This is a genomic window from bacterium (genome assembly GCA_028821235.1).
In the GTDB taxonomy this organism is placed as follows: Bacteria; Actinomycetota; Acidimicrobiia; order Spongiisociales; family Spongiisociaceae; genus Spongiisocius.
Genome location: JAPPGV010000140.1, coordinates 1 through 14282, shown reverse-complemented (window position 1 = coordinate 14282; position 14282 = coordinate 1). Strand labels below are relative to the sequence as shown.

Sequence of the window (14282 nt, the reverse complement as noted above, 5' to 3'; positions counted from 1 at the left end):
CAACGCCGCCGCCAACTCATGGAAACCTGGGCACAATACACCAACCCCAAGTAAACCGACCAACGACCAGAGCCACTCGCTCTACCCGGTAAGGAACAGCAGCAGCCCGATGCGGCGGTCGCTGGCCGATGACTGCAGCTCTTCGGCGGGGCGGCGGCCTCCTCCAGGACGACATGGGACGCGCCCTCCACCGCGGAAAGGCCACGGCACCACACGGCCTGGCTACCGGCTCAGCCAAGACCGCCTACACCGGCAACCATCAGCGGGTTGAGGTTGAGCCCAGCCGGACCTCGAGACCCTCCACCGCCCTCTGTATGACCCTTGCGATCCGGTGATTCTCGATCTGGTGCGAGATCACCCACGAGGACACTCCGAACTCCTCCGCTAGGTCATCCACTTGTTCCTCGTCCACTACGGGATCCGATATCTTATTGCCGAGGCTGGCGGATGGAGCCAAGAACTCGGCCGCGAATGCTCGGTTACGTTGCTGCCTCTCAGTGTTGCCCCTCGTGACAAGCGCGTCGCCGTGGCCGGATATTGCCTCGGCAAGGGCTCGGCAGAAGAGGAATCTCCAGCCGAGTTGTCCCCTGTTCTTCAGCCCGAACGACACACCGCCTTCTGCATCGCGGGTGACCACGCCGTCAATTAGCGCCAGGCGCTCTAGCGGCATCACCGGCCTAGGCTTTTGTTTCAATGTCGCGGCGCTCTGGCCTAGGACCTCAGCTAACAGTTCCGTGTTCTGAATGGGTTGGCCGTCGAGGCCGAGTTCGCTTCTTGCTCTCCTCGCCAGCTCGTAGCCATCCCTCCAGGGAGGTCCCCCGTTGGAGCGTTCGTCAGGAATGAAGGGCAGACCACTCGGCAGGTGGAGCCCATCGGTTCTGGCGATCCTGATGGTCTCAAGTATTGCTGAGCAATCCTTGAGAGGCGTGGAAGAGTCGATTGCTGGGACTGCTTCTGCACTCAGTGGTCCGAGCTGATCGGCGAGCGTGACGACATGGCTCTGCATTGCATCGTCCAAGTCGTACGGATCCCAGCCCAATCCTGCTGACAGAGCGCAGAATTCTGACTCGTCTTCGTCTGTCGTCTGAATGGCAGCCCATTCGTCCTGTAGGAGAGTCGATTCGATGCCGCACGCTAGGAGCCTGCTGGTCACTTTGTCGATGAAGTCCGCGCAGTCCTGCATGAACTGCTCGCGATCAACAATCGTGCGGCCCTCGTTCAGGAATGCGAGCTTGGCCCGAGAAGCCGATCTTCGGCTCCATGTGAGATGTGTCTGCGAACCCGACGGTGTAATTGTCAGGTCAGGAAGCGCGTAGCCATCAGTGGCTCCCCATGAATGCCTCTGATTGAACGCAGGATCTGTCTTCTTCTTCGGATTCTCTGACTCGTACTTGATAAACCACCAGTTGGTCACCAACCATTCGGCCACCGGATAGAGTGGAACGAAGATAGAATTTCTTATCGTCTGTGCTCTGTCGTCGATGACATAGGTCAGCAGCTGGTCTCTCACGTCAATGCGGAGCGATGCGAAAGTCGCTGACAGCTCGGCTCCCTTTATCCCTTTGCCGTCCTGCCAGTCCGCAAGGAACTGTATTGCCGTCATCGTCGTGCCACCATATGCAAGGGCCACTCGTGGTCGTGGAGTGGGTACCCTTTGTAGGTGCCATCGCCCCTGTTGACGAGCCGAGCCTCAAAGACTGTGTCCTTCTCCTTGTGCCAGACATAGCGAGGGAAGCCACCTTCCCACGGCGCGCCTATCGAACCGGCACGGATGGCATCACGCAACCAGCCTGCGATCATCCGCTGGTCCCTGTACTCACGCGGACAGATCGAGGCGTCAGCCCGAGGCCGGGGCAGACCGACAAACGTAAACACATCCTTGTGTTCGGGGCTTCCCACGTACTTGACGCGCTCTGCCAAGGCGTCAAGGTCGGTGGCCGGCGGAACACACTTCTCGCGCCTCCTGGGACGTCTTCTCCTCGGAGCCCTCATGGTGCGATGCTAGCCAAGTCTCAGTAGCTTCGACCTCCGCCGGTCGTCCGGTGTCGCGAGATGGTAAAGCTGCCAGCGCCGCTTGAGAGGGTACGCGCCAGACGGCAGCGCTCACCGGGCGACCCACTGCCTCATTCGTAGCGGGACCGCTGAGCGCGCCATCCTTCAGGGTCAGGGTTACTGCCGTCACCTGCCGCACCGTACGAGATGACGCTCACGAACACCCACCGCGACAGCACCCCCGAGAGCACACCTGTTTAGCGGCGCGCAACATAGCCAGCACCGTCACCACACTCTCCAATTCGCTGACGATCTCTAAAGGCCTTCGGCTATGACCTTGGCCAGCAACTCGACGGGGTCTCATTCCCCGTATCTGGCTGTCTTGGCCTGGCCAGGGGCGACTTGGGCGGATGCGGGGCATCTTCAGAGCTCTGGAGAGGAACGGCACTTCGGTGCCAGGCCGGGCGATCAGCAGGCGCCGATCAGCGCTTCGTAGATGTGCATGAATACATCATGGCCTGGAGGAAGGGCCGCCTCGACACACCGATCGGATAATCCCGTCGCCACATTATCAACTAAATGGCTGTAAACGCTCAGCATCCTCTACGTTCGTCTATCCTTGGCTCTGTATCAGTTCCTCTAGTTCGCTGATCCGGGCGGATAGCTGATAGTCAAGGTCACGTATCCGCATACTCAAGTTATGTACCTGCGTTTCCAGTGTCTGTATCTCAAGCATTATAAATCTCACATCTCTCAAGTATGCCTCTAAAGCTAGATGGCGAACGGCCACGAGAAAGACGGCTAGCAATACCAAAATCGACATCAACAAGACTAGATTCTTGGCCAGCGTTTGCCAGCTCATGATGATGTTGACCTATTCACAATCGAGACGTACTACCGAGGATAGTTTAGGCCCCACTCTGAACTCAGAGTAGTCACTGCTATTGTCCCCGACTCTAATCATCCCATCTGCCGAAGTATCCCAACGGTTGAGCCAGTGATGTGAGGGTATACAAACGGAAGACAAATACCCGAAGATCCTGCTGGGTGTGCGATACCAGGGCGAGTCATAGACATCTCTTTCTGTGCTACCCTTCCAAAGGATCCCATAATGCTCGTGCTGGCCCCACTTGCCTTGGACTGTCCAACAGCGTTGGGAGGTGTTCGAAATGACTTCTCTAAGCCCAGATGAGCCTCTCGCTCCTTTAGCGGGTCTACTAGCGCGCAATGAGCAACCCCAATCTGAGCGTGAGGAAGTTACTAGGGTTCGAACCTCTACCAATTCTGCCGGTGTTAATTCTCCGACGTATAGGGCTGTAGTTGGATGGCCTGTATCGTTTTCCCAAACATCTATCGGATTCCCGCCGGGGCCGCCGATAACGAAAAGGTAACCATCTCCGTTGAGCGATTCCGGGATGTCCCCGTCAAAGGTGAGTCCTACGTAATCGGCCTCCATAATCAGCGCTTCGCCGCCGTACAGCACCGTACCGGCGGTGGTGGTTGCGGTGGCCGGGAACACCGCCGATGTGATCACAACCGCCAAGACCGCCACCAAGATGATCCTCAGGGTGTATCGTTTCATCGCCTCCTCCATTCCAGGTGTTCGACGCGAACGGTCCGACGATAGCAGGACGACTTCCTCGCGTAGCTTCGACTCCAACTCCCTGGTGGTCTGTGGTATGGGTTGGCTAGCGTTTGGCTGCGGTGCGTTCGATGCGGATGAGCATCGCCGCCGACGGGGTGACTTTGCCGTTGAGGTAGGTGCTGAGCCGGGACGGGCTGGTGCCTACCGACGTGGCGAAGTCTGCCTGGGTGGTTCCCGCGGACGCTAGTGCGGCCCGGACGCGGGCCGCTACCTTTGCCCGGTCGTCGCGTTCGGTCTCGGTGCGGGCGCGCCGTATCGCCAACGCGAAGAGCGTGCTTGTTCCGTCGGGGTTGCGGTAGCTGAGGTAGCGCTCGACGCGTCGGGCCACCGTACCCCACGGCGATCGCCGGATCTCCGCGAAGATGGGCTGCCAGTCGGGGACCAGTCCGCGGTCTATCGCGGTCACGAGCGCCTCGTAGGGCCAGGTCCTGACGTCGTCGGATGGGTGGGCGTCGACATTGCGGAACGACAGGCCGCTCATGCGGCGCCGCTCAATCGCAGGGCGAGTGCCTGGGAGGCCTCCACCACATCGGACCAGCGGTGCCAGCGCGGGTCGAGGCCCTTGTAGCGGGACAGTTCGTTGATCACGTCGGCGTCGCGCGGTGACGGCTCGGCCAGCGCGACCACCAGCGAGGTCAGCACCGACCCCGGGTCTTCGGAGCGGTCGAGGTAATAGTCGTCGATACCCGACAACGCGCCCTGGGCCGCGTCGGCACCCATGTGGTCGGCAAGAGCGACTACGTCTATGAAGTCGCGCACCACACTGCGCTGCACCACCAAAAATGCCTTCACCCGCAGCGCCTCCGCCGCCGTCGGTGCCACCACCACAGCGTCGGGACCGACGGACACCTCCACGGTCTCCAGCGGCCTGCGCCGGCGCAACTGGCGGAGCCCCGCCTCGACACCATGAAGGCTTCCCATGATCGTGAACGGCGGCTTGGAAGCACGCACCGACGTAGCCCACCCCTCGGTCGCTTCCACCGCCTCCAGCACCGCCTCGTAGCGGTCAACGAGATCAGCCAGAACATGGTCATGGTCCACAGAGTGACGATGACCGGCATACAGCGCCGCGGCCGATCCTCCCACCAGCACGGCATCGGGAACCACAGACTGCAGACGCGCCGCCGAATACAGCACCCGCCGCAACGTAGGGCTGATCTCACCGCTCACCTGACTCATCCCTCTTATCATAACCGATAAGACACCACCATCCTGCACAAACCCTGACCGCCCAAGCGAATAGCCGGAGGGAACGACCCGTCCCGCACCCTGACACCAGATCGTGGCTCTCTGCTCAACCCGGTGATCTCTATTGACTGCGGGCAGTCCCACCACCCGCCCACTCCCCGAAAGCGCATCACCGACCCCCAACAGCTCACACCCAGCTGGCCGGGCATAGGTCCGGTTCCCAATCCGCCCCTCGCCTTCTGCCCATCACCGCAAGTCCCATGCCAACCCGACGTGTCGTCCCCCAACCCGAATGGGACCGTCGCCGGAGCCAGTTGTCATCGAACATACCCAAGATGACCCCCAACCCGGTCGCGCATCCACCCCCCAGCGGTCGCGCTCAACCGCGACCGGTCGCGGATCCGGTCGCGCATCCCTCCGACCTGCGCCTTCGCAGCCGCCACATTGGACGCAAGGCCCAGGCAGCAACAGAGAGACCCCGCAACAAGCAGCGAACTACGGGCCCGTTGCTGTGGGGGGACATCTGTGCGGGCCACACACCCACTCAGGGGACACACGTCCCCGCCGTCGTTGGGGTAGCACGCGCCTGGCCGGGTGATATCAGCGGAGGAGAAGGCCCTGGCCAGGCGGTGAGGTAGGCGCGCTGGCCGGCGGATGGCCCGAACCGGGGGGACGCTCAGAGTCCGTCTACCCGGGGTTGCCGGCGCCTAGTCGAGGAGGACATGGGGGTGTAAGCAAGGAGAGGACAGCGAAAGGCTGTGCGTGTGGATAGCTGGCGGGAGAAACTGGAGCAATCGGACGGACGGACAGCACCCCGGGGGGGCACGAACGGGGAACGGGGAACGGGAGGATGGGGATGGGGACGTATGTCCCGATGGGTGGGGGACATACGTCCCCGCAGGGGGCGGCGAATGTGGTTGAAAGACGAAGCCAAGTTTTCATTAAAATGCCGAACCCCATATTGGGGGGCTGGTAAGGCTGGCTATCAGGGGGGTGGTAGATGAGCAAGAACAGGGATGAGGCCCGGGCACGGCAGAATGCCGAAACCTTCCGCATGCTTGCCGCGATCGACGCCGCCGAACAGCTCGAGGCTGCCCACACAGAATGGGCCCGGGCACGGGAGTCCTACCGCCAAGCAGTGGTAGCTCTCTACCGCATAGACCAATTCAGCCAGGCTGAGATAGCCAAACTGGTAGGCCGCTCCCAGTCGTCGATCTCCAACCTGTTGCGTAACCGGTCTTAACAGGCCACTTCACCCTGCCAGGACACATGTCCTCCACCGATGAGGACATGTGTCCTCATTTTAATGAAAACTTGGCTTCGTCTTTCAACCACATTCGCCGCCCCCTGCGGGGACGTATGTCCCCCACCCATCGGGACATACGTCCCCATCCCCATCCTCCCGTTCCCCGTTCCCCGTTCGTGTTCCCCCCGGGGTGCTGTCCGTCCGTCCGATCCCTCCAGGCCCGACCAGCCCGCCAGACACCTCCTTTTCGCTGTCTTCCTCTACTCGCACTGCTGCGTCGGCCTTCTCGGGGGGATTGCCGAAGAAACCCCTGCTAGACGAGCTCCTAGCACCGTCGGGGTCCGGGTTATCCCCCGGTGACTGGCTTCCGCACCGTCCGGCCAGGCCGTTCTCCCTGGGCGCGTGCCGCTCAACGTCGGCGGGGATGTGTGTACCCCTCAGGGGCGTGTGGCCCGCACAGATGTCCCTCACAACAACCGGGGCCCGTAACTGGCCGGCTCGCCCCGACCCCCCTACTGTCGGAGCCTAGGACGTCTGCCCCATCGAGGTGCCAGCAAACCCCAGGTCGGAGGGATGCGCGACCGGATGCGCGACCGGTCGCGCATGAGCGCGACCCCTGGGGGGTGGATGCGCGACCGGGTTCCGGGTCACTTTGGGTATGTTCGGTTGCGACAACAGGGCCATGACCGTTTCCGTATCGGATGGGAGACCCCGCATTGGAGGGCTGGCTGGGGATTCTGGCAATGTGGAGGAGAAAGGGGAATGCGGATGAGAAACCAGATTCACAACAAGCGGGGTGTGAGCCTTCGACGCTCGCTGTCGCCTCCGGGGGGTGGGCGGGTGGTGAGACTGCCCGAAGTATTGGAGATCACCGGGTTGAGCAGAACCACGATCTGGCGTCGGGAGCGGGACGGGTCGTTCCCTCCACCGATCCGTTTGGGCGGGGAACGCACCCGAGCGGTGGGCTGGCGGGAACAAGACATCTACGACTGGATCGACAGCCTGTCCCCCGCAGCGTGACCACCGCCACCCAACACCGAGGCTCAGCCGGAGTCGCTGTCAAAAGTCGTTCCGACAGCGGATCCATCTCGCCGGAGTCCATCATCTGTCGGCCAGCGGCCACACATCCCGCCACGACCATGCCTCGACGACGCCGTGGGGTTAGGGGGCTACCGCCTGGTCCGCTACGCCGACGTCATCGTTCTCAAAGGCCAGAGCTACTGAACCGTTCCGGGTTTTTGACGCTCTCCGGCAAACCCGGGGCAGTTCACGCTGCTCCCAAGCCGGATGGCACTGCGGACACATCGAAGTCGAAAGCCCACAACCAGACCCACCCGACCGCAGCCACGGGCTGCGCCTACAAAACACCCGAGACGATGCCGATATACGACATGATCAGCACGAGCGGCTCGACCCTGGGGGCGTGCAAAACCGTGCCCGCCGCGGTCACGTTGCTGGACCGCGGCGACCACGTCCGATCTCTCCTCTACGCCGGAAAACCCAACTAGGACCTATTGGCCACGGTCACTCCCCACTGAAAAACCGATGAACCGCTAAAGTCCTACCGTGCCTGTCTTGCTTCACATCTCCGACTTGCATAGGACGGCCGAGCCCCGCGTGCGCAACGACGAGTTGCTGGCAGCCATTTCTAGTGATGCCAAGCGTTGGAGATCAGATGGCATACCGTGCCCGGATCTGATCGTCGTTAGTGGCGATCTGATTCAAGGAGTACCTGCCGGAGCCCGAAGCCCAGACGATGAGATCAGGGCTCAGTATGAAGAAGCTGGGGACTTCCTGTCCGGGCTCGCGACCGAGTTCGTCGATTCCGACCGGTCGCGCGTAGTCATCGTTCCCGGCAATCACGACGTTGACTGGAGCCGCTCACGTAAGGCGATGAAGCCGCTTCCAGACTGCCCGGAGGGAATTGTCGTTGAGGCCCTGCGCGCTGACTCTGGAGTCCGTTGGAACTGGCTTGACCAGCGCGCGTATGAGATCAACGACGGCACCCTCTATGAGTCTCGCTATGACCACTTTCGCCAGTTCCGGGCTGAGTTCTACGCAGGGCTCAATCCGAATCCACTTGGACGAGGCGATGCCGACCTTGTCTTTGCTGAGTATCCTTCTATGGGCTTAGTAGTGGTGGGTTTCGCATCTTGGTATGGGAACGATTGCTTTTGTCACATCGGCGACATCGACCCAGCGGCGCTGGCCTCGTCGCAGAAGCTGCTCGATAGTTCGAGCGCGCCCATCGCGGTCGCGGTCTGGCACCATAGCCTCCTAGGCGGGCCTCGGGCCCGCGACTACATGGATCAGCGGGTCATTCACAAACTAATCGACTTCGGGTTCACCGTCGGGCTGCACGGGCATCAACACTACCCTGATGCGGCACCGTATGAACTGCGTCTTCCTCACCTGACTTCGATGGTTGTGGTGAGCGCCGGGTCTCTGGCAGTAGGGGATGACCAACTCCCGGCTGGAGAGCGCCGTCAGTTCAATATCGTTGTTATCGATCCTGACGACGTGTCGCTAACGGTTTATGTGCGAGAAATGTCGTCTGGGGGTGTGTTTTCGGGCATGCCTCGGAGCGACTTTGGCGGTAACGCATTCATCAAACTCGATCTCCCACCCTCGCCCGAACGCCCAAGGGCTCCCACGACCACACAACTGCTTGATGAAGCAATGACTGCCGTAAGGCTTGAGCAGTTCGAAAGGGCGCTGGTGCTCATCCGTGATGTCCCTGACATCTCGTCCCGGGCGAGACGCCAGATCACGATCAAGGCTCTCGAGGGTCTTGGGTGCGACGAGGACCTTCTTGAGCTTTTGTGTGCTCCAGAGACCCCGGACGAAGCTACCAAGGCCATCTCCCTGCTTCTCGAAGCGGAACGATTCGAGGATGCGGCAGCGCTCCTCGATGCCGCATTGCCGCTAATCGATCCGGCCGGGCAGAGGGAGCTGGCCGCCGTCATCGCCGCCAGGAGGATGTTCCATGATTCCGCCTGCTAGGAAGATAGCCCTGAAGGTCGAGTTCTCGCGGATACTTACACTTCTGGCGGACAAGATCTACCAGTCGCCGCTCGCGCTCCTGCGCGAAAACACACAGAATGCATTCGACGCGATTCGCATGCGCGAAGCCCTCTCGGACGACTTCTCGCCTGTGATTCAGGTGATGGTAAGCGATGATTGGATCGCGGTCATCGACAACGGGATTGGAATGACGTTGGAAGAGCTAGAAACCAACTTCTGGCACGCTGGGAAGAGTAGCAAGAACACCGACGCTGCCCGCGCCGCGGGTGTCGTAGGTACCTTTGGTATTGGAGCACTCGCGAATTTCGGTGTCGCTGACGAACTCTCAGTTGAAAGCGAGTCGGCAGTTACGGGTGAGCGTACTCTATCTTCAGTACGTAGAGCAGACTTGTCGACTGAGACCGAGGGTATCTCAGTCACACCGATCGAGCCGACCGGCCTTCCGGGCACCACCGTAAAGGCCCGCCTGGCTGATGACAGTCGCGTATCCGACCAAGACGCTCGCCAGTACCTCCGCGACTTTGTCGAATTCGTGGGCATTCCAGTTTTCTTCAACGGGGAAAATATCAGTGGATCTAGTCACAGAGAGATGCTCCCGTCGGAGAGGCATGCCTGGGTAGAACACCGCCAAGGCATGTCGATTCCTGGAGTCCTTGAGGGAGACTTGGAAGTCATCGGCATGGCGTCGGGGGAACTCCGCATCGTTCTCGACAACATCAAGACGGTTGCCGGGATCGGGCGGCCCGGCTCGATTGTTCTCTTGCAGGAGAAAAACGCAATTCGCACACTGCGTTCAGGTTTCGGCCTTGCTACCGTCGCGGCGCCGTCTAGGTACCGCTGGGGGGGAGTCATGGACCTTCCCTTCTTCAGTCCCACGGCAGGCCGTGAAGCACTCGACGCTTCCTCAAGTCAGTTGCTGCATCAAGTCCTCTCGGCCCTCGACAACGTAGTCTCTCCAATCGCAGCCCAGCATACGGAGTCTTTTGAGAACGACTGCTTCCTCCGCTGGATCGCAGCCACGAACCAGTTCGAACTCTGCGGACCGTTAGAGGTGAAGCCTCGCCCCGCTGGCCAGCCTCAGTCCCTTGAGTCGGTGGTCAACCATGTGGGGCTCCGCTACTACGGGGGTCGCCGGGAGTCGGTGATCCAACAATACGCAAGCGAAGACGAACCGCTAGTCGTACTCTCGCGGAGAGCACCGCGACGCGACTGCGAGCACGGCTATCTCGTAGCGGGGGGGGTTCAGGAAGTCGACATCGCACCTCGGGTCACAGAAGAACTGCCACTAGCAAGCCAGGGCTTCGCCCACTCAGCTCTCGCGACTCGGATTACCAGGATCCTCGAGGAGGACTACTTTCTCGGGGCAGAGATTCGATTCGGCTCGATCTCGGGGGGTCTAGCCCTGCTCGTCGACGATACGGGGGTACCCCCCGTCATACACTTGGACGCCAATTCCACCAGCGTTGCCCCGCTGTTAGCTCTCTATCGCGAGGACTATGACGCCTTCGGGCCATTCGTGAAGGACTTCGTTCGGTCGTCTATCTTCCAGCGAGTATCCCAACTGGTGCCCAGCAGCACGAGGCAAGGCGCGGAAGCATTCTTGCGGCACCTCCGCTCAAACCGAGAGTGGTTCGAGTACGAACTGGAGGACAAGGCGGACCTTGAAGAGATCCTCAAGGAGCTTCGCGCTGGAGAACTGACACTCGCAGAAGCAGCGAAACAGCTCGCCAACACTACAAGGTCCGTTGTCGAGGTGAGCCCTGCCGGTACCGAATCCCTCTCGTCAGTTGTGGGAGCGATCGACGATGAGCCTGATGAGGACGCAGTTCCCGAGCCGTTTGCCCCAAGACCCGCAATCGACCGCAGGAGCGAGGAGACTAATGCACTGATCCTGACGAGCGACATTCCATCAGCGCTGAATGGATATGCCTGTTTTCTAGCGCTGAGCGACCGAGTACAACGCCAAAGAGGTGACTTCTTTCTACAACCACATTCAACAGAGGTAGTCTGGGGAGGAAGGAAGGTCGTATTTGTCTTCCAACACCACTCGGGGCGCTTTGGTTTCTACTACGACATCCTTTGTCCGGGCCTTGTTGGAGAGACCGCTGGCGGTGGTCCCTGTATAACTTCGACTATTCTTACAAGAAATCGCACGTTTATTCCGATTCCTTTTGAAATAGTCGACGCCTTCTTACCGAAACTAGATGAGCGCAAGCGATTGGAAGTCAGAGGTGACCTCCTCTACCTAGGCGACCGCGACAGCCTCGAACCCCGATCGAGCGGCCACCCCCGGCACGCTACCCCGGATCGCCACCGGTAAGAGGCGTACCCGCCAACCATTGTCATGGCGCGACAACAGGGTGTCGGCCTCCCGGGGACCCCACGATACCGCCCGGTAGAAACAGGGCGTAGACCCGCTTCGGGTAACGGCGTCTAGAGCCTCCACGCCTGCTCCACCTCGTCCGAATGAACGAAAAGGGGCTCATCGGATTTCAGTGGGGAGTGAGGGTGGCCAGTAGGTTCCAGTTGGGTTTCCCGGCGTATAGGAGTGCGCGTATTCGGTAGTTGGCGAAGTTGCGGAACCCGAAGGCTGTTCGTTTGTTGAGGGCTTCGGTGGGTCCGTTGGTCACCCGGGAGATGTGCCAGTTGACGATCTGGGGGGTCCAGTGGGCGATGGTTCGTCCGAGCCGGTTGATCTCCGGTGGGCAGGACTGGTCTTGGAGGTCGTCTGCGAGTTGGAGGGTGTAGGAGAGCGCGGTGACGGTGCTGTCTATGTCGTAGATGGCTCGGACGGTTTCCTTGGCGTGCCAGGCTGTTCGGACTTCTCGGTGGGGGTCGCCGGCGTCCAGGAGGCCACGGAGGCGGGTTCGGCCGCCTTCGCTGATACGTTCGGAAGCAGATGTCAGGAGGCGCCGGATCCGAAGCGGATCATTCTTGCGTCCTCGATGTCCCAAGGTCTCGTTCTGAACCCGGCGCCGGACTTCGTCGAGACGCTGGTTCGCCAACTGGATCACATGGAACGGGTCTGCCACTTGCGAAGCGTTCGGCAACACCCGGTCATAGGCGGTCCGATAGGGGCCTGACATGTCCAACACCGCCCACCTAATCTCATCGCGCCATCCTGCCGGTTGCGACCGGAACCACGAGGCGGCGTTTTCAGCCGTTCTGCCAGGCACTATGTCCAACAGCTGGCGGCCTCCCACATCGACCACAGAGGTGCACCCCCGCTTGGTCCGCCACCTTCCCTGACGCCAGAACAACGTCTCATCGACACCCACAGCCTCCAAGAATCTGAAGCGGTATGTGGCCGAGTTTCTCGCCTGCCACAACGTCAGGGACCTGGACACGATCGACCAGATGGCGCGCTTGCCAAGGCGATGGAGGGTTGGAGGCTGCGCTACGCTGACCTGATCGAGGGACCGCAGGTGTGCGTTCCTCCGAGAGGGGGTCTCGTTACGGGTAACGTGACGGTCCCGTGACAGTAGACCCGTGGTATACTTCCATACCAGGGATAGGTACCAAATCCTTAGGGAATGGCGGCCCGCTGGCCGGTCGAAGGCTTGTTCCGAGATGGAACCAGCGAGCCGCCGTTCGCATTCTAGCTTCATGCGCGGGAGCTGTTCTAACACTTGGTCCCCGGCCTTTTTCTCGTTCTGTGTTACGCTGACCTGAGATGATGCGTACTAGTTGGGGGAGTGTTTTGCTGCTCGGTATCAAACCCGAGCTAACACCCCACTTGGTGGATTTCCCGACTATCCGCGCACCCTCTAGGCGCGAACAATATGGCGAGCGGACAATATGGCTGTTCGTGTCACTTACCGTCGCCCGAAGTTGACTTTTCAAGGTAGTGGGTGGGGCAGCCCAATGTAATTATCCGATGAGGTGTGCCACTGTTTCCTCGACGGCTCTGCCTTCTGGGGATTCCTCTAGCCAGAATCGGAGTTGGCTTCGGACGGAACCTTTTGCCTCTGTTGTGCCGGCCAAGGTTTGTTGGGTTGCCTGGGTGGCGTTCTTTCCGGCTTGGGAGACAGCAGCATGGGTGGGGTCGGTTGCGTCGTATGTGGGGATCGGCAGCTTCCACAAGTGTTTGTGCACATGTCGGGCACCGAATTGGCCTTTCGGCATGAAGGGTTTCACCTTGTCGCGGAGCACGTCGCTGTTTATGACCGCTAGCAGGTAGTGGGCTTCAGCCTGGGTATCGCATGACACCCAGTAGAGGGTATGGTCGATCACTGCTTTATGGTTCTCGACGAGGGCGGCTGTGGGCCGTCCCGAAGACGAGTAGACCACCCGGAATGGCCTTTCCTTGTCGTCGCGTTGCCAGGCGAGCTGGGCCGATAGTTTGTTGAGGTAGTCGAGCTGTTCAAGGAGTGTCTTCTTGTTGCTTGTTCTCTTGTTCTGGTTCCACAAGTTGTTCATGGTCTGCCATCGGGTGCGGGTTCGTTGCCTTAGGCTCTCCGGCTCGACGTCGTGGGTGATGACGTCTTGCTCGATTCTGGTCCCTGGGCTGATGGGGAGCACTGCCTGCAGGGGAGGGAGCGTGATGAATGGCACGACGGTCTGCCCGAGGTGAACGTCGAAAACGTGGGCTGTTTCCACTGTCGAGTCAGCGAGTTCTACCAAAGACAGGTTCTTCCATGGTTTCTTGTCCTGGGAGCCTCGCCGCGGGTTGAAGAGTCTGGTGCCGGCCGCTGTGAAGGTGGTGTCCGCGGTGGTCTCCTCAACGAAGAACAGGCACCGAGGGTAGATGTCCGCTCCCTTGAGGACCCGTGGACCGTATGGTGACTCACCGCCTGAGGGGCGCCGAGTTGTCGACCGGGTGGTCTCGCCTCCGGGGGTTCCTGCCCACCGTTCCACCTGGTGGGGTAGTCCTGTCGCGTCGTTTGGGGTTCGCTGAGCGTGGACCACACAGGCGGGGACCGGGAAGAAGTCGTTGGGTTTCAGCGGTTCAAGGTCCCAGGGCGTACGCCAAGCCAGGTCGGCGGTTAGCGCTACGGTGGCGGCGCCCCATCTGCCGGTGCGCCACTTTTCGTACTGTCCCTGGTTGAGAGCACTGTGGGGTAACACCATCGAGCAGGCGCCCCTTTCCGACAGATACAGGTCCATGCTGCGCAGAAAGAACAATCCGGCGATGTGAACCGTTCCGGGTTTTTCGGAGGCTCGATTAGTTGGGAGAATCTGAGTCAT

The 14282-nt window shown here is 60.6% G+C and carries 9 protein-coding genes; 4 read left to right on the top strand and 5 right to left on the bottom strand.

Going from position 1 to position 14282, the window contains the following annotated elements:
• Nucleotides 1-259 precede the first annotated feature (259 nt).
• From OXK16_14240 to OXK16_14230, 3 genes are all read right to left on the bottom strand, one after another.
• Nucleotides 260-1603: a hypothetical protein gene (locus OXK16_14240; GenBank protein ID MDE0377103.1), complete on the bottom strand. Its 1344-nt coding sequence runs from the start codon at nt 1601-1603 to the stop codon at nt 260-262.
• Nucleotides 1604-3680: 2077 nt separating this feature from the next.
• Nucleotides 3681-4118, bottom strand: coding sequence for a helix-turn-helix transcriptional regulator (locus tag OXK16_14235; protein MDE0377102.1), 438 nt, complete (start codon nt 4116-4118; stop codon nt 3681-3683).
• Nucleotides 4115-4807 carry a hypothetical protein gene (locus OXK16_14230; protein MDE0377101.1) on the bottom strand — a complete coding sequence of 231 codons (693 nt, stop codon included), beginning with the start codon at nt 4805-4807 and terminating at the stop codon, nt 4115-4117. The genes OXK16_14235 and OXK16_14230 overlap by 4 nt, the downstream gene beginning before the upstream one ends.
• Before the next feature lie 1018 nt (nt 4808-5825).
• Between OXK16_14230 and OXK16_14225 the strand changes: the two genes are divergently transcribed.
• The 4 genes from OXK16_14225 to OXK16_14210 all read left to right on the top strand — a co-directional run bounded on the left by OXK16_14225 (nt 5826) and on the right by OXK16_14210 (nt 11415).
• Complete coding sequence (locus OXK16_14225; GenBank protein MDE0377100.1) at nt 5826-6068, top strand: helix-turn-helix domain-containing protein; 243 nt, start codon at nt 5826-5828, stop codon at nt 6066-6068.
• A 771-nt stretch (nt 6069-6839) separates the two neighbouring features.
• Nucleotides 6840-7091 (top strand): AlpA family phage regulatory protein, encoded by a 252-nt coding sequence (locus OXK16_14220; GenBank protein MDE0377099.1) that lies wholly within the window; start codon nt 6840-6842, stop codon nt 7089-7091.
• A gap of 546 nt (nt 7092-7637) precedes the next feature.
• Nucleotides 7638-9074, top strand: coding sequence for a metallophosphoesterase (locus OXK16_14215; protein ID MDE0377098.1), 1437 nt, complete (start codon nt 7638-7640; stop codon nt 9072-9074).
• Nucleotides 9058-11415 carry an ATP-binding protein gene (locus OXK16_14210; GenBank protein ID MDE0377097.1) on the top strand — a complete coding sequence of 786 codons (2358 nt, stop codon included), beginning with the start codon at nt 9058-9060 and terminating at the stop codon, nt 11413-11415. Before OXK16_14215 ends, OXK16_14210 begins: the two co-directional genes overlap by 17 nt.
• Nucleotides 11416-11587: 172 nt before the next feature.
• Here the strand turns inward: OXK16_14210 and OXK16_14205 are convergent, their stop codons facing one another.
• Together OXK16_14205 and OXK16_14200 are read right to left on the bottom strand one after the other, a co-directional pair.
• On the bottom strand, nt 11588-12703 hold the full coding sequence (locus OXK16_14205) for an ISL3 family transposase (protein MDE0377096.1): 1116 nt from the start codon (nt 12701-12703) through the stop codon (nt 11588-11590).
• Between the two features lie 262 nt (nt 12704-12965).
• On the bottom strand, nt 12966-14282 hold a 1317-nt coding region (locus OXK16_14200; protein MDE0377095.1), incomplete at its 5' end, for a hypothetical protein.